This window comes from Ruegeria sp. CRTD044 (assembly GCF_059613485.1).
In genome coordinates, this window is sequence record NZ_JBXWSP010000016.1 from 12,899 (window position 1) to 26,760 (window position 13,862).

The window sequence follows — 13,862 nt, forward strand, 5'->3', positions numbered from 1 at the left end:
CGGTCTACTCTGCTGCGCGCGCTTCTTCGGAATAGAAGCGATGGCAAGACCGACCGTTTCGCTTGGCCTCGTACAGGGCCAAATCCGCCGCGTGCAGAATCTCAGCCGGTTTCGGGGACAGGAACTGTGTCGTTAGGGCGGTCCCGATGCTCGCCGAAATCGCGCAGGTCTCGCCCTCGAAAACCATTGGTTTCTGAAGGCGGCCAATCAGGCGATTGGCGATCCGTTCAAGTTGAGCCCTGCTCGACAGGCTTTTGAATATCAGAACAAATTCATCGCCGCCGATCCGGGCGACCGTATCGTCGCTGCGGGTTTCTTCCAGCATGATCCGGGCGGCCTGGGACAGGACATAGTCGCCCGCGGCATGTCCCAATTCGTCGTTCACGGCTTTGAAGAAATCCAGATCCAGATGCATTAAGGCAAAAGTGGATTTCGTTGAAACCAAATGCTCGAGGATATGGTCCATCGCGCGCCGGTTCTTGAGGCCGGTCAGAGTATCGGTATAGGCCTGTTCCTCGGCCGCAAGCATTGCCCCCTGAAGCCGCAGGTTCAACGACCTCGAAGCCTCCATCGCTGCAGACTTGGCCTCGACTAGGTAGAGCAATTCAATCGCGAGATCGGTTCCCGAGAAATCCGCGCTTGTCAGGGCATAGTCCCGTACGGCGTCCAGGATCGAGATCCCGAAGGACAGGTTGATAACCGCACCTGCATCGTCAGGCAGCGGTGCGACCAACCCCTTCAATGCTGTGCGCGGTTCATCGTGAAACTTGAGATGAAGCTTGGTACCTGCTGTCGCCATCAATGCCGGCAGGGTCGTCACGGTTCTGGGCCTTACCAGTTCAAATATTTCCAGAAAATAGCTGCCAACCATTGGCTGGTCCGGGCGCAGTTTTTGCAGTGTCGGCCCGACCTGAAGGATACGCCCATCCTGATCTACCAAGGTGAACATTGGGCACAACGTCTCCAACATCCTGCCCAGTTGATCCAGATCCATCATCAGTTCCGCGCTCCCAGATCAAAGTGACGCCCCTCGGCAAAGGCGCTTTCGACCAGAACCATCGAGATGACGTCCACCCCGCCTTGATGCCCGGCATGCGTCAGAATCACGAGCGCGCCATAGTCGTCCGCCATTGCTCGCAGAATCCCGATCATGACATTGGCATACCCATCCAGCCCGGGATGGCAGTGCAGTTCGAATTCGGTGGGCGAGCGCTCCTGCAGTTCCAGGGCAGGCAACTCAAGGTCAGAGACCGCCAGTTTGACCCGATCGGCCAGATCATCCAAAGACTGCAGAAACTCGACATAGGTGACGCCGCCAAAGCGCAGAAGGCGCCGCAACCCTTCCATGTTGGGGTGTGAGACCAGATAGGTTCCGAGATCCTCCAGGAACTCGTCCCGCGAACGGTTCAGTTGATCGCAGACCACGTCCAGCAGGCGATATGACTTTTCCCGGTCGTAGACAAGCATCGCTTCGAACTCGGCGAACCCAAGTTCAGCGGCCTCGGTCGCCCGAAGCCAGCGCTCACGCCCATACGTCGCGCATACAAACGATTGAACTGCCTTGTTGATCAATCCGTGCATGAATGCCCTCAAAAAGGTTTCATGCCCGATCCCACCTCAAAGATCTTAACAAAGGCCAAATGCGGAAGTTCAAGATGGGGAAAATTAACCAAAATCTCAGACTGAGACATCCTGCCGTTCCAGCTGCCTGCCCGGTGGGGCGCTATCAGAAATCGGTCGGCGCGCCCCCTTCGGCTTTGCGCCGTGCGACGAAGTCAGCCAGTTCCTCTCGGATGGCTTCATCCATCGGCGGCGCCTCAAAACTGTTGATGATCTCCTTGAACATCAGATGCGCCCGTTCAGCTGTCCAGATCCCACCCGCGACTTCCCACCCCTCGTAGTTTTTCCAATCGCTCAGGAAGGGTTGATAGAACGCGGTGGTATAGCGATCCTGGGTGTGTTGGATGCCAAAGAAGTGCCCGTCGTTCCCGACCGCGCGGATGGCTTCCAGTGCGATTTCGTCTGGGCCTGTGGCGCAGATCTCGGACTGCATATACCTTTGAATTTGCTGCAATATCTCGCAGTCCATGATGAACTTCTCCGGGCTCGCGATCAGGCCACCCTCCAACCATCCGGCTGCGTGATAGACCATATTGGTCCCCGACTGCACCGCCGCCCAGAGTGAATTCGACGTCTCCCAGACGGCCTGGCCGTCCGGCACATTGGCCGCGCAGACACCGGACGAGCGCAAGGGCAGCCCATAGAACCGCGCCATCTGGCCGGTCATCTGGGTCGACCGGATGTATTCAGGCGTGCCAAACGCGGGCGCACCGGACTTCATGTCGACATTCGAGGTGAATGTCCCGATGACACATGGGATGCCGGGCCGGACGTACTGGAACAAGGCAATCGCACACAGCGCCTCGGCCAGCGACTGCGCAACTGCCCCAGACATCGTAACCGGGGCCATCGCCCCCGCCAACGTGAACGGCGTGACGACGATCGCCTGCCCCCGCCGGGCCAGACGCAGGCACCCGTCGATCATCGGGTGGTCGTGTTTCAGAGGCGAGGTCGAGTTGATGTTGGTGTACATGCGCGGTGACGCCTCGAATTCCTCGTGGCTGAGACCGCCTGCGATGCGCACCATTTCCATGACATCCTCAACGCGCTCTTTGCCCAGCGAATAGGCATGCATCGCCTTGTCCGTCAGCGTCAGTTTGTCATACAGGACATCCAGGTGCCGGACGCTGGCGTGCAGGTCAACTGGCTCGACCGGGTAGCCTCCGGCAAAGTGGATGCAGTTGAAATACTGCGTCAACTTCAACAGGTTTCGGCACATTTCCCGGTTGCCGGGTACCTTCTTGCCGATCTCCATGTCCCAGTAGTTCGGCGGTGACGAGACATTTCCGAACAACATCGTCTTGCCGCCGATCTCGATCGTGTGGTTCGGGTTGCGCGGCGTGATGGTAAAGGTCGACGGCGCCTTGGCGACCATTTCCATAACGAAGTCACGACCCATGCGCACGTTGTCGCCGTTGACGATGCATCCGGCCTCACGCAGGATCTCCAAGGCTTCTTGATTGTAGAACTCGATGCCGATTTCCTCGAGAATACGCATGGCACCGTCATGGATGGCTTCGACGCCCTCGGGGCCCAACGGTTCGGTTGGCCGGTCGATGTTGATCGGCGGATTCCATGGCATCTGGTCGATGACTGCCGCACCTCGGCGCGCTGCAGCGCCTGCGCGTCCACCACCCCTGCGCTTGCGAGTATTCGTGTCGGCCATCTGTTCCTCCGGCGTTTGTTACTCTCAAACAAGACCCGAAGTCCGGCCTCTGGCCGCTCTGTCTGCGACAGCCAAGGTCGGTTTCAACTCATGAACCGCCGATTTTCAGGCAAGGCGCTTTAACGAATGTTCAGCCAGCCGGGGATGTGGCTGATATCGGGAAGAACGACATCTGCCATCGGTGCAAGATCATCAACCTTGGCCAATCCGGTCAGAACACCGATCGTGGTCATGCCAGCCGCGCGACCGGCCTCCAGATCGTGCAGACTGTCGCCGACCATGGCGATCCGGTCCGGAGCGACGCCAACATGTTGGGCAAAGGCCAACAGCTGGCCGGGTCCGGGCTTGAACCCGTGGCCGCTGTCATACCCCGCGATGAAATCGAAATAGGCCTCGATCCCGACCGAGGCCAGGTGCCGTTTCGCCGGCATCTCGCCGTCATTGGTCGCAACACCCAGCTTCTTGCCGGCGTCTTTCAAGGATTGCAGAAACGGTGCAAGCGCAACGGCCTCGACCTGAGGCGCATGAGCAGACGCCGCATTCAGAGTCTGGATCAGATCCTCGCGGGACCAGCCGTCAAGGTCGGGACACAACGCGTCGGCGACCTCATCAACGGTCCCCGCGATCACGATACTGTCTTCGGAATAGGTCTCTGTCGCGAAGTCAAAACCAATACTTTTTCCAAGCACGGACGCACGCGCATTGTCGCCTTCGCTCAGACGCAGCAGCACCGCCTTGCCGAACGCCCCCCAGGTGGCGGCGAAATCAAACAGGGTTCCGTCCTTGTCAAAAACCAGCGCATCAATCGACATGCATTCTTGCTCCTGCGCGGACCCGTTCAGGTCCAATGAACATCCGCGCCGCCTGACAGGACGCTTCGGGCCTGTGCCGGTTGATCGTAAGGGACAGCGTTTGCGTCACAAAAGGCCAACACCCACGAATCGTCAAGCATCAGAAATTCCAGCACCGAAGCAAGAAACTCGGGCTCTGTGGCGCGGTCCCTCAGGTCATCCGTCGACGCGCCGGTCGAACCAAGGAAAACAGGCAACAATTCATCGTTCCCAACAAGCCACCCAAGCGCTTTCAAGGCCAGAGTTTCGGCGAATTCGGCAGAGATCGGCATGATCAGGCCCCGGTTCGAAGATTTGGAAAGGGTTTGTTAACCAGACTCATAAACACTTTGGCAAGGCATGCAATCTACGGTGAAAACAATGTCCGTGCAGGGAACCATCCTTGTCCTCGACGGGGTCTCGACCAATCGCATCATGCTGAAGGTGCAGCTGACGGCGGCGTGGTATCATGTCGTGCAGGGCGAGAAGCTGGCTGGTCTTGGGGCGTTGCTGCGGCGGACCCGGCCGGATCTGGTGCTGACGGCCCAGACACTACCCGACGGAGACGCCGGCGACGTCAAAAGACTGATGCTGTCCGTTCCGGCCCTGCAGGATGTCCCTGTGGTCGCGATTGCGCCTCAGAACGACCGGACCGCCCGGCTGCGGAACCTGTCCGAGGGGCTGGATGACGTTCTGGCCTATCCGTTCAAAGATACGCTGTTGCTGGCGCGTGTGCGAAGCCTGCTGCGCGCCCGTGCGGAAACTCAGGATCTGAAGAACAGTGGCAACCCTCAATCCGTGGGATTTGCCGAAGCCCCCGCTGCAATGATCGCGCCCAAGCGGCATGGTCAGATCGCCGTCTTGGCCCACACCGCACGCACTCGCACGCTGTGGCACAAAGCCCTGAGCGGACGAACGCAGCATTCGGTGTGCAGCCATACCCTGCCCAACCTCAGCGGCGTCTTGTCCGGCAACATACCTGACGCGATTGTTGTCGAACTGAACAGCGATCCATCCGGTCTGAACATGTTGGCCGACCTCAAATCCCGCACCGGCACCCGGCGAACCGCTCTGATCGGAATCATTCCCGATGACAACGCCACTCTTGCCGCCGAGGCCTTGGATCGTGGCGCCGATGCAATTTGCCTCGGAGGGTTCTGCCCTGACGAAGTATCTCTTCGGGTCGAGGCGTTGATTGCACGCAAGGCGCATGACGAGCAAATGCGCGACTCGTTGCGCCGTGGGCTTGAGGAATCGTGGATCGACACGCTGACCGGCCTGAACAACCGTCGTTTCGCACAGACCGCGATGGACCAATTGCTGCACAGTTCGGTGCACAAACAGCGGGGTTTTGCGATCATGCTGGCCGACCTGGACCATTTCAAATCCATCAATGACCGTTACGGCCACAGTGCCGGCGACAGGGTTTTGGTCGAGGCCGGAAACCGGATGAAACGTGCTTTCGGGCCTGACGGTTTCCTCGCCCGCATCGGAGGAGAGGAGTTCCTGTTCGGACTGCCAAACGCGACCCGCGAAAAGGCGCTCAGGAAGGCGGCCGATATTTGCAGCGGCGTCAGCAGCGTACCGATCGTCCTGGCGGACATTCCTGCCCGGCTTCCGGTGACGGTCAGCATCGGGCTGAAGGTGTGCGAGCCACCCTTCTCCCCACTTCCGGACAGCTCACTGTCAGCCGAAAGCCTGATCAAATGCGCGGACAAGGCGCTTTATGCGGCAAAACAGGCCGGCCGGAACCAGGTGTGGATGAAACAGAACGCGGCCTAAGCGGGTCAGTCCTTGCGTTTATTGGGATCCGGGCGCCGCTTCAACACGTCTTCCAAGCGGTCGGCATAAGCTTTTCGTTCTTCGTCGGACATGGCCGAAACCCGAGCCAGCCATTGCTCTTGCAGTGCCGCCTGGATTTCGTCATTCGCCCGGGCTTGTTCTTCCAGCAGGTTCTGGACTTCATCGCGGTCGAACGGAATGGCCCGCAGCGCCTTACCAAGCGCCTTAAAATCACGAGACCTTTTCTCGGCCCCGCGCCGATGCTTGTCAGCCAGATCGCCTCTCAGCGCCTTGCGTTCCGGATCGGGAAGAGCGCGGTACAGGGCAGGCCCAAATCCGGGAGGAACATCGTCCCGCACACCATGAAATCGCAGAGCAGTTCCGATGATCACCCCTGCGACCAGCAGGTTCAGGCCAAGGGAAACAACCAGCAGCACAGGCACCCAGCGCCGTGGGGGTTTGACGTCTTCATTCATTCCGCTTCCTCCAGAAACGCGGCCTCGAGACCGAGATTGGCGACCATGTAGGATGCATCCTGGGTCATTATGTAATTTGCCGGGTCCGGCAGAAAGGACGGCGCGGCAAAGCCGACCCATGCGCCAACCACGCTGGCCGCCGCAAGCCCACTGAGCGCCTGCCAGCCCCCGAGACCGGCAATGATATTGCCCAGAAACCCTTTTGATCTGGGTTTCGCTGTTTTTGTTGCCGCAAGCCGGATGGCCTCGGCATCCGTCAGGATACGAACGGCCAAATCGTCGGGCAGATCAACATGTGCCTGCCGTGCCTCGGCAAACAAAAGATCCAATTCTGTATCTTGGTCAGACATGGTCATACCCCAACTCTTCCTGACGGCCTGACAGTATGGCCGTCAACGACCGCTTTCCGCGGGCAACAAGACTTTCCACCGCTTCTACGGAAATCCTCATGATTCCCGCGATTTCCGGATTGGACAACTCCTCGATATGCCTGAGTATGACAGCTTCTCGCTGCCGTTCGGGCAATTGTGCCAAGGCCGCTTGCAACGCGTCCACGCGGGCGTTTTGCTGCATACGATCCACGACACTGGGCTGGTCGTCCTCAGGCTCTGGCACATCGTCCAATGTGCCTGCCGTTTTCTTTCGCCGCAGATCGACACACAGGTTCAAGACCACGCGGTACAACCAGGTCGAGATCTTGGCCTGCCCCGGAACCCAGTCCGCCGCCACTTTCCACAGCCGAAGCATCGCTTCCTGGGTTACGTCTTCGGCCTCTGCCCTGTTGTTCAACATACGCAGAGCAACCGAATAGCACCGCGGCCCCAACCGATCGGTCAGCAGGCGTGCTGCCTGAGCGTCGCCTTCGGCAAACCGTTTCAGCAACACGTCGTCGCTGCAGGCATCCGCGGCGACCGTGTCGCCGCGGACAGTATGCGCAGAGGACGGCACGTCCCTCATCCTGCGTCAGTTGTTGTCTGGGTCCGGGCGGCCACCCTTCTTGTGGTGCCGACCCATTCCATCCCGTGCATTGGCGAACTCCTGCTCGGACAGAGATCCGTTTCCATCCGCATCGAGGCGGTCAAACATCTTGTCAGCCCGGCGCGGTTTCGGCAACTCGTCCGTAGTCAGAAAACCGTCTTTGTCGGCATCATGACGCTCGAACATGTCGGAAACGCGGTCGTTTGCCTTCTTCTGGGCCTCGGCCTGCATTTCTTCGACGCTGATCTTTCCGTCACCGTCGGTATCGGCCGAGGTGAACTTCTGCAGGCGATGGGCCTCCATCTCGGCCTTGGTCACCTGGCCGTCACCGTTGGCATCCAGCTCCTGAAAGCTGACCGGTTCACGGTCGCGAGGTCCTTTGGCCAGCGCAGCCGTCCCGGTGACGGCAACTGCAGACAGAATGATGGCCGAGATAAGTTTTGCGCTCTTCATTGCTCGTTTCCTTTGTTGTCGCGGCCCTGTGCCGCTGCTTACATTCATTCAAACGCGGACCGGCAAAGTTTCCGTCGCTGTCCGCAAATTTTTTTCCGGCATTGAAACCTGCATTTCGGGTCAATATTTTTGAGAGGGTCGGTGCAAAGCGACGCACCCCCCTTTTCTGCGGGATGAAACAAGCGCAATATCCCCGAAATCCGAGCGCGAGTATCAAGATGACAGATCAAACCATCGACACCCTCCCTCAGGAGGAACGCCCCACGTGGCCCGCCATCGTGAAAGGGTTCCGGTGCAAATGCCCCAACTGCGGCAAAGGCAAGCTGTTGCATAGCTACCTGAAGGTGAATGATACCTGCGCAAACTGCGGTCAGGAATTGTTTCACCACAGGGCAGATGACGGGCCGGCCTATTTGACCATTCTGCTGGTCGGACACCTTCTGGCTCCGGCGCTGCATGTCACTTACGTCGGCCTGCGCCCGTCTCCGTGGGCCATGGCAATCGGCTTTTCGATCGCGTGCGTTGCGCTGTCGCTGTTCCTTCTGCCCAGACTCAAAGGAGCGGTCGTCGGCTTTCAATGGGCCCGGAAGATGCACGGGTTCGACGACAGCAAGTGATCCGTTAATGCAGCTGAGCCTCTCATGACCGTGGACAAATCCGCAATTCGCGACGCCGCGACGATCATCGTTTTGCGCGACCGTTTTCGAACCCCATCGATCCTGATGGGCCAACGTGGTGCCGCGGCGGCCTTCATGCCGAACAAGTTCGTGTTTCCGGGAGGTGCCGTGGATGCCGAGGACGCGCTAGTTCCGCTGGCCACTCCGGTACCGGAGATTTGCCGGCAACGGCTGAGCGATCAGGCCCCTGCCGGGCTGCATGTGCCACTGGCGGCGGCGGCAATTCGCGAGTTGTGGGAGGAGACCGGCCTTATCCTCGGTGCCCGGGATACCTGGCCGGGTCCGGTTCCACATGCCTGGACCGGCTTCGCGGAAAGAGGCTACATTCCGTCGGCTGAAGCGCTGCAGTTCGTGTTCCGCGCGGTTACCCCGCCCGGACGCCCACGACGGTTCGACGCCCGGTTTTTTCTTTTGGACGCAGATGCCATCGACGGAGATCTGGACGACTTCAGCCAGGCGTCAGATGAGCTGTCACATCTACAGTGGATTCCGTTGGAACAGGCGCGGGAGTTCGACTTGCCGTTCATCACCGAGGTTGTTCTGTCGGAAGTCGAGGCGCGCGTATCAGATACAACGCCCCCCGACTCTGTGCCGTTCTTTCTGAACAACGAAGAAGCCAGCCTGTTCCAGCGCCTCAAGGGCCACCCGATGCCCGAAGCAGACTGAGCCACCCTATTTCATTCGGCTTACCACAACTGTGACTTCGGGCTTTTTGCCGATTTCGATCTGCGAACTTTGGCGAACGATGCGACGCATGGCTTCTTCCAGCTTGTCATCGTCACGCAGCGTTTTGACCTCAGCTCGCATCAGGAACTGGTTCAGGTCCTCTTCCAGCACCTCGATCAATCCGGCCCGGGACACCCCTGTTTCCGGCAGGCCCATGGTATCGCACCAAGGTTCGCCCAGTGGCTCGTCGTCTTCGTCCAGGATGACAGTTACGGTCACGTGCCCGTTCAGGGCCATGCGGATACGGTCCCGCACCACACCGTCCAGCGCGCCAATCTTGACGGAACCGTCCAGATAGGTCCGGCCGGTCTCGACATAATCCACGACCTCGGGCGCGTTCCCGGACAGATCCAGCATCGTTCCATTGACCGCCAGAACTCCGGCACGCCCCCCGGCCTCGGCCAGCTTGGCGTGTTCCCGCAGATGCCTGTGTTCACCGTGCATTGGAACGACGATCTGAGGATCGACCAAGGCGTGCATCTGCTCAAGATCGGGGCGGTTGGCGTGGCCGGAAACGTGATACAAGCCAGCGCTGTCATCGACCACGTCGACGCCTTTTTCGCTCAGTTGGTTCATGATGCGGATCACACCGCGTTCATTCCCCGGAATGGTCTTCGAAGAGAACAGGAACAGGTCGCCATCCTTCAGCTCGATCCCCCGGTACTTGCCACGCGCCAGCTGTGCGCTGGCCGCGCGGCGCTCACCCTGGCTGCCGGTGACGATCAGCATCAGGTTCTGACGCGGCAGATCCAAGGCTTCTTCGGCGCTGATCACGCGGGGAAAATCAGACAGGATACCGGTTTCGGTCGCAGCCTCGATCATACGGCGCATGGCCCGGCCCAACAGAACCACAGACCGACCCGCCCGCTGCCCGGCCTCGGCCAGCGTTTTGACCCGCGCGACATTCGACGCAAAGGTCGTTGCAACAACCATACCGGTCGCGTCCTCGACCAATTGGGTGATGGCCGGCCCGACCTCCGACTCCGAACGGCCGGGATGCGAGGAAAACACGTTGGTGCTGTCACAAACCAACGCCTTGACCCCGGGCTTGGCCACTTCGGCCCAAAGATCGGGATCAAACGGTTCGCCCACAACCGGATTGGTGTCCAGTTTGAAATCACCGGTATGCACTACACGGCCGGCCGGTGTATCGATCACCAGCGCCGCACTCTCGGGGATCGAATGCGAAACGGGCAGGAACCCAACCGTAAACGGACCAGCCTTGATCTGCTCGGGCCAGGCGGACACGGTGCGCACGGCTTCGAGCGGATGTCCGGCATCTTCCATTTTGCGGCGCGCGATATTTGCGGTGAAGGCACGCGCGTAGACCGGCGCGCCAAGGGCCTCATGGCAATGGGCCACGGCACCGACGTGATCCTCGTGCGCATGGGTGACGAAGATCGCCTCTAGCCGATCCGCACGTTCCTTCAACCAAGAAATGTCGGCGTAGATCAGATCGACGCCCGGCGTTGTATCCATGTCGGGAAAGGTCACGCCCAGATCGACCAGGATCAGGCGTTCCTGACCGGGTTTGCCATAGCCGTAGACATAGGCGTTCATACCGATTTCGCCCGCGCCGCCGAGCGGCAAGTAGATCAATCTTTCGCTGCTCATGCCGAGCCAGTATCCTTGTTGTAGCGATGGATCACGGTAAGCCCGTGCATCGTCAGATCGTCTTCAATTGCATCAAAGCCCACATCGGCCTGATCGAACAGCGGTGCAAGACCGCCGGTCCCTATGACCTTCATGGGCATTCCGTATTCCGCCTTGATCCTGTCGATCAAGCCTTCGATGAGGCCGGAATACCCCCAATACACACCTGACTGGATACATCCAACAGTGTTTGTGCCGATGACTTTCTCGGGTCGCGTCACGTCGATATGCGGCAGAGCTGCAGCGCCCTGGTGCAAGGCCTCGAGACTGAGGTTCACGCCGGGGGCGATTACCCCCCCGACATAGGCGCCATCGGCAGCGACCACATCGAAATTCGTGGCGGTTCCGAAATCCACCACCACGACATTCCCGCCGTGCCGATCAAATGCACCGGCCGCATTTGCCAGACGGTCAGGACCGGGAATCGTCCCCTCATCAACGCGCGGCGCCACCGGCAACTCGCAATCGGGCTTGCCCACCACCAGCGGCCGGCATCCAAAGAACCGGTCGGCAAAGACGCGCAGGTTGAACACCACCCGCGGCACGGTCGAGGCGATGATGACGTCGGTGATGTCAGCTTCGATCCCGTAGTGTTTCACCAAGGTCGAGTACCAGGTGAAGTAAGCGTCGGCCGTGCGGGCATGGTGGGTCGAGGTGCGCAGCGTACACAGGAATTTCTCGCCATCCCAGATCGAGAAAACGGTGTTCGTGTTGCCGCAGTCAATGGCCAGAAGCATATGCGCCCCTTTCAGAAATACACGTCTGCCGCCGGAATGCTGACGCGGCCCTTGGCGGTGTTTAGGACAAGGTTACCGCCCGCGTCCACCGTTTCAAAGGTCCCGACGGTTTCCGAAGCACCTGTGCGCGCGGTGATCACCTCGCCCAGCTTCGCCGCCCGAGCCAGCCACGCTTTGCGGATCGGTTCAAACCCGTAGGTGACAAACTGGTTTTCGAGCTTCGCGTAGGCATCGGCGAGTTCGGTCAGAAAATCCTCGGCGGACACCTGAGCACCGGTTTCCGACAGCAACGAAACTGGCCGCAGAGCCCCCTGCTCGACTGTCTCCGGAGCGGGCGCGTCCGCGAGGTTCACCCCGATACCGATCGCAAGATGGGATACGCCCCGCCGCTGCCCCGTGCTTTCCAGCAGGATGCCAGCCAGTTTCCCGCCGTTCAACAGAACGTCATTCGGCCATTTCAGTGCGAACCCCTGCGCGCGACCGGTGACCGAGACACAGGCATCAAAAAGCGCCAGTGCCGCCACAAAGCTGCGCAGGGCCGCCTGCTCTGGATTGCCCTCGGGCCGAAGCAACAAGGTCGCTGCCAGGTTGCCCTGGGGGTTGGACCACGCCCGGCCGCGCCTGCCACGCGCGGCGGTTTGATGATGCGCCATGATCCAAACCGGACCCGCAGCAGTGGGTGCGATCCGAGCAGCCTCGTTCAGGGTGCTGTCAACTTCCTGCAGGATATGCAGACCGTATCCTTGGGGCCAGGTGCTCATGCCAAAAAGGCCCGGCCTGATGGCCGAGCCCCTTTCCAAGCTTTATTGAACGGATCAGTTGACAAGTGTCGTCGCCGCGGCTGCCGCTGCGCCCTCGATCCCGAACTGGTAGACCACACCGATCAACATCAATGCGGCCGACCCCATCAGAGCAACCCACAATACCGGGGTCGAGCGGGTTTCGATCGGATCTTCATTTTCGTCGCCAAAATACATGTAGAAGACGATCCGCAGATAGTAGAAGGCACCGATCACCGAGGCGATTGCCGATACGATGACCAACCCAATCAGGTCAGCTTGCACACCGGCCTGCCAAACGCCAAACTTGGCGAAGAACCCCAGCATTGGCGGCACGCCGGCAAGGCTGAACATCAGGATCAGCACGGCCAGCGCCTTGCCCGGATCCCGCTTGGAATACTGGCGCAGGGCGTCGATGTCCGTCACCGGCTTGCCGTCGCGCTCCATCATCAGGATGAAGGCGAAGGTGCCGATATTCATGGTCACATAGATCGCCAGGTACATCAGCATCGCCTTGACACCCAATTCGGTGCCTGCGGCCAGGCCGATCAGCGCGTACCCCATGTGTGCGATTGACGAGTAGGCCATCAGCCGTTTGATGTCGCGCTGCCCGATGGCGGCCACAGCCCCCAGCAACATCGACAGGACCGAAAGCAGAACGATCACTTGCTGCCAGTCCGCGATGGCACCGCCGAATGCATCATGCAGAACGCGCGCGAACAAGGCCATCGCGGCAACCTTGGGTGCTGTTGCAAAGAAAGCCGTCACCGGAGTGGGCGAGCCCTCGTAAACATCCGGTGTCCACATGTGGAACGGAACCGCCGAAATCTTGAATGCCAGACCCGAGATCAGCAGAACAAGGCCAAACAGAAGGCCAACGGAGACGTCCCCGTGATGCACCGTATTGATGATGCCCGAGAACAGCGTCGTACCGGTGAACCCATAGACCAGAGATGCGCCGAACAGCAGCAATCCCGAACTGAGCGCACCCAGAACGAAATACTTCAGCCCCGCCTCGGTCGATTTGGCGCTGTCACGGCGCAGGGCCGCCACGACATACAGAGACAGCGACTGCAGCTCGAGCCCCATATAAAGCGACATAAGATCGCCGGCGCTGACCATCATCATCATGCCGACCGCAGCCAAAGCCACCAGCAACGGATACTCGAACCGCAACAGGTTCCGGCGCGCCATGTACTCCTGGCTCATGACCAGAACCGCGGCGGCAGATAGCAGAATTGCGACCTTTGCAAATCGGGCGAACCCGTCGTCGATGAACATGCCGTTGAAGGCCACGTTGGTCCCCGAGCCGTTCGACGCGATCCAGAACGACAGCGCCGCCATCAGTCCGGCCGTCGTCCAGACCAGAACCGGAGCCAGCGCATCCTTGCTGGTGTAGACAGCTCCGATCAGCGCCGCCATCGCATAGATCGCCAGAATGATTTCCGGCAGAATTACAGTGAGATCAGCCTGGATCATGTCTCC

16 protein-coding genes are annotated in these 13,862 nt (G+C 59.9%); 3 read left to right on the top strand and 13 right to left on the bottom strand.

What is annotated here, in order from left to right; genetic code table 11:
* Positions 1-4 precede the first annotated feature (4 nt).
* The 5 genes from AC2FNL_RS12405 to AC2FNL_RS12425 form a co-directional block, all read right to left on the bottom strand.
* The gene (locus tag AC2FNL_RS12405; protein ID WP_496833839.1) at positions 5-997 is read right to left on the bottom strand and encodes a diguanylate cyclase domain-containing protein; all 993 of its coding nucleotides are present in this window, start codon (positions 995-997) and stop codon (positions 5-7) included.
* A complete protein-coding gene (locus tag AC2FNL_RS12410; RefSeq protein WP_480752887.1) occupies positions 997-1,581 on the bottom strand; it encodes a heme NO-binding domain-containing protein in 585 nt (194 codons plus the stop codon). Before AC2FNL_RS12410 ends, AC2FNL_RS12405 begins: the two co-directional genes overlap by 1 nt.
* 145 nt (positions 1,582-1,726) lie before the next feature.
* Positions 1,727-3,286, bottom strand: coding sequence for a trimethylamine methyltransferase family protein (locus AC2FNL_RS12415; RefSeq protein WP_496833840.1), 1,560 nt, complete (start codon positions 3,284-3,286; stop codon positions 1,727-1,729).
* A gap of 119 nt (positions 3,287-3,405) precedes the next feature.
* The gene (locus tag AC2FNL_RS12420) at positions 3,406-4,098 is read right to left on the bottom strand and encodes an HAD family hydrolase (protein WP_496833841.1); all 693 of its coding nucleotides are present in this window, start codon (positions 4,096-4,098) and stop codon (positions 3,406-3,408) included.
* A 26-nt stretch (positions 4,099-4,124) separates the two neighbouring features.
* Positions 4,125-4,409 carry a DUF3572 domain-containing protein gene (locus tag AC2FNL_RS12425; RefSeq protein WP_093964931.1) on the bottom strand — a complete coding sequence of 95 codons (285 nt, stop codon included), beginning with the start codon at positions 4,407-4,409 and terminating at the stop codon, positions 4,125-4,127.
* 88 nt (positions 4,410-4,497) lie between these two features.
* Between AC2FNL_RS12425 and AC2FNL_RS12430 the strand changes: the two genes are divergently transcribed.
* The gene (locus tag AC2FNL_RS12430) at positions 4,498-5,898 is read left to right on the top strand and encodes a diguanylate cyclase (protein WP_496833842.1); all 1,401 of its coding nucleotides are present in this window, start codon (positions 4,498-4,500) and stop codon (positions 5,896-5,898) included.
* Positions 5,899-5,903: 5 nt separating this feature from the next.
* Here the strand turns inward: AC2FNL_RS12430 and AC2FNL_RS12435 are convergent, their stop codons facing one another.
* Genes AC2FNL_RS12435 through AC2FNL_RS12450 form a run of 4 tightly spaced genes read right to left on the bottom strand, consistent with a single transcriptional unit; the run spans position 5,904 to position 7,805 of the window.
* Positions 5,904-6,374 (bottom strand): periplasmic heavy metal sensor, encoded by a 471-nt coding sequence (locus AC2FNL_RS12435; protein WP_496833843.1) that lies wholly within the window; start codon positions 6,372-6,374, stop codon positions 5,904-5,906.
* Positions 6,371-6,724: a hypothetical protein gene (locus AC2FNL_RS12440; RefSeq protein ID WP_496833844.1), complete on the bottom strand. Its 354-nt coding sequence runs from the start codon at positions 6,722-6,724 to the stop codon at positions 6,371-6,373. Before AC2FNL_RS12440 ends, AC2FNL_RS12435 begins: the two co-directional genes overlap by 4 nt.
* A complete protein-coding gene (locus AC2FNL_RS12445) occupies positions 6,717-7,331 on the bottom strand; it encodes an RNA polymerase sigma factor (RefSeq protein WP_170420500.1) in 615 nt (204 codons plus the stop codon). The genes AC2FNL_RS12440 and AC2FNL_RS12445 overlap by 8 nt, the downstream gene beginning before the upstream one ends.
* Before the next feature lie 6 nt (positions 7,332-7,337).
* A complete protein-coding gene (locus tag AC2FNL_RS12450) occupies positions 7,338-7,805 on the bottom strand; it encodes an EF-hand domain-containing protein (RefSeq protein ID WP_496833845.1) in 468 nt (155 codons plus the stop codon).
* 218 nt (positions 7,806-8,023) lie between these two features.
* Here AC2FNL_RS12450 and AC2FNL_RS12455 point away from each other — a divergent pair, with 218 nt between their 5' ends.
* Together AC2FNL_RS12455 and AC2FNL_RS12460 are read left to right on the top strand one after the other, a co-directional pair.
* Entirely contained in the window at positions 8,024-8,422 is a 399-nt protein-coding gene (locus AC2FNL_RS12455; protein WP_093964925.1) for a DUF983 domain-containing protein, read from the top strand.
* A gap of 24 nt (positions 8,423-8,446) precedes the next feature.
* A complete protein-coding gene (locus AC2FNL_RS12460; protein WP_496833846.1) occupies positions 8,447-9,148 on the top strand; it encodes an NUDIX hydrolase in 702 nt (233 codons plus the stop codon).
* A 6-nt stretch (positions 9,149-9,154) separates the two neighbouring features.
* Here AC2FNL_RS12460 and AC2FNL_RS12465 read toward each other — a convergent pair whose 3' ends face one another.
* Genes AC2FNL_RS12465 through nuoN form a run of 4 tightly spaced genes read right to left on the bottom strand, consistent with a single transcriptional unit; the run spans position 9,155 to position 13,856 of the window.
* The gene (locus AC2FNL_RS12465) at positions 9,155-10,822 is read right to left on the bottom strand and encodes a ribonuclease J (protein ID WP_496833847.1); all 1,668 of its coding nucleotides are present in this window, start codon (positions 10,820-10,822) and stop codon (positions 9,155-9,157) included.
* On the bottom strand, positions 10,819-11,598 hold the full coding sequence (locus AC2FNL_RS12470; protein ID WP_093964922.1) for a type III pantothenate kinase: 780 nt from the start codon (positions 11,596-11,598) through the stop codon (positions 10,819-10,821). The genes AC2FNL_RS12465 and AC2FNL_RS12470 overlap by 4 nt, the downstream gene beginning before the upstream one ends.
* 11 nt (positions 11,599-11,609) lie before the next feature.
* The gene (locus AC2FNL_RS12475) at positions 11,610-12,359 is read right to left on the bottom strand and encodes a biotin--[acetyl-CoA-carboxylase] ligase (RefSeq protein WP_496833848.1); all 750 of its coding nucleotides are present in this window, start codon (positions 12,357-12,359) and stop codon (positions 11,610-11,612) included.
* Positions 12,360-12,413: 54 nt separating this feature from the next.
* A complete protein-coding gene (gene nuoN, locus AC2FNL_RS12480; RefSeq protein ID WP_170368179.1) occupies positions 12,414-13,856 on the bottom strand; it encodes an NADH-quinone oxidoreductase subunit NuoN in 1,443 nt (480 codons plus the stop codon).
* Positions 13,857-13,862 lie beyond the last annotated feature (6 nt).

Coding starts and splice junctions, on each gene's coding strand:
- AC2FNL_RS12405 (WP_496833839.1), bottom strand. CDS start 997: ATGATGGATCTGGATCAACTGGGCAGGATGTTGGAGACGTTGTGCCCA.
- AC2FNL_RS12410 (WP_480752887.1), bottom strand. CDS start 1,581: ATGCACGGATTGATCAACAAGGCAGTTCAATCGTTTGTATGCGCGACG.
- AC2FNL_RS12415 (WP_496833840.1), bottom strand. CDS start 3,286: ATGGCCGACACGAATACTCGCAAGCGCAGGGGTGGTGGACGCGCAGGC.
- AC2FNL_RS12420 (WP_496833841.1), bottom strand. CDS start 4,098: ATGTCGATTGATGCGCTGGTTTTTGACAAGGACGGAACCCTGTTTGAT.
- AC2FNL_RS12425 (WP_093964931.1), bottom strand. CDS start 4,409: ATGCCGATCTCTGCCGAATTCGCCGAAACTCTGGCCTTGAAAGCGCTT.
- AC2FNL_RS12430 (WP_496833842.1), top strand. CDS start 4,498: ATGTCCGTGCAGGGAACCATCCTTGTCCTCGACGGGGTCTCGACCAAT.
- AC2FNL_RS12435 (WP_496833843.1), bottom strand. CDS start 6,374: ATGAATGAAGACGTCAAACCCCCACGGCGCTGGGTGCCTGTGCTGCTG.
- AC2FNL_RS12440 (WP_496833844.1), bottom strand. CDS start 6,724: ATGTCTGACCAAGATACAGAATTGGATCTTTTGTTTGCCGAGGCACGG.
- AC2FNL_RS12445 (WP_170420500.1), bottom strand. CDS start 7,331: ATGAGGGACGTGCCGTCCTCTGCGCATACTGTCCGCGGCGACACGGTC.
- AC2FNL_RS12450 (WP_496833845.1), bottom strand. CDS start 7,805: ATGAAGAGCGCAAAACTTATCTCGGCCATCATTCTGTCTGCAGTTGCC.
- AC2FNL_RS12455 (WP_093964925.1), top strand. CDS start 8,024: ATGACAGATCAAACCATCGACACCCTCCCTCAGGAGGAACGCCCCACG.
- AC2FNL_RS12460 (WP_496833846.1), top strand. CDS start 8,447: ATGACCGTGGACAAATCCGCAATTCGCGACGCCGCGACGATCATCGTT.
- AC2FNL_RS12465 (WP_496833847.1), bottom strand. CDS start 10,822: ATGAGCAGCGAAAGATTGATCTACTTGCCGCTCGGCGGCGCGGGCGAA.
- AC2FNL_RS12470 (WP_093964922.1), bottom strand. CDS start 11,598: ATGCTTCTGGCCATTGACTGCGGCAACACGAACACCGTTTTCTCGATC.
- AC2FNL_RS12475 (WP_496833848.1), bottom strand. CDS start 12,359: ATGAGCACCTGGCCCCAAGGATACGGTCTGCATATCCTGCAGGAAGTT.
- nuoN (WP_170368179.1), bottom strand. CDS start 13,856: ATGATCCAGGCTGATCTCACTGTAATTCTGCCGGAAATCATTCTGGCG.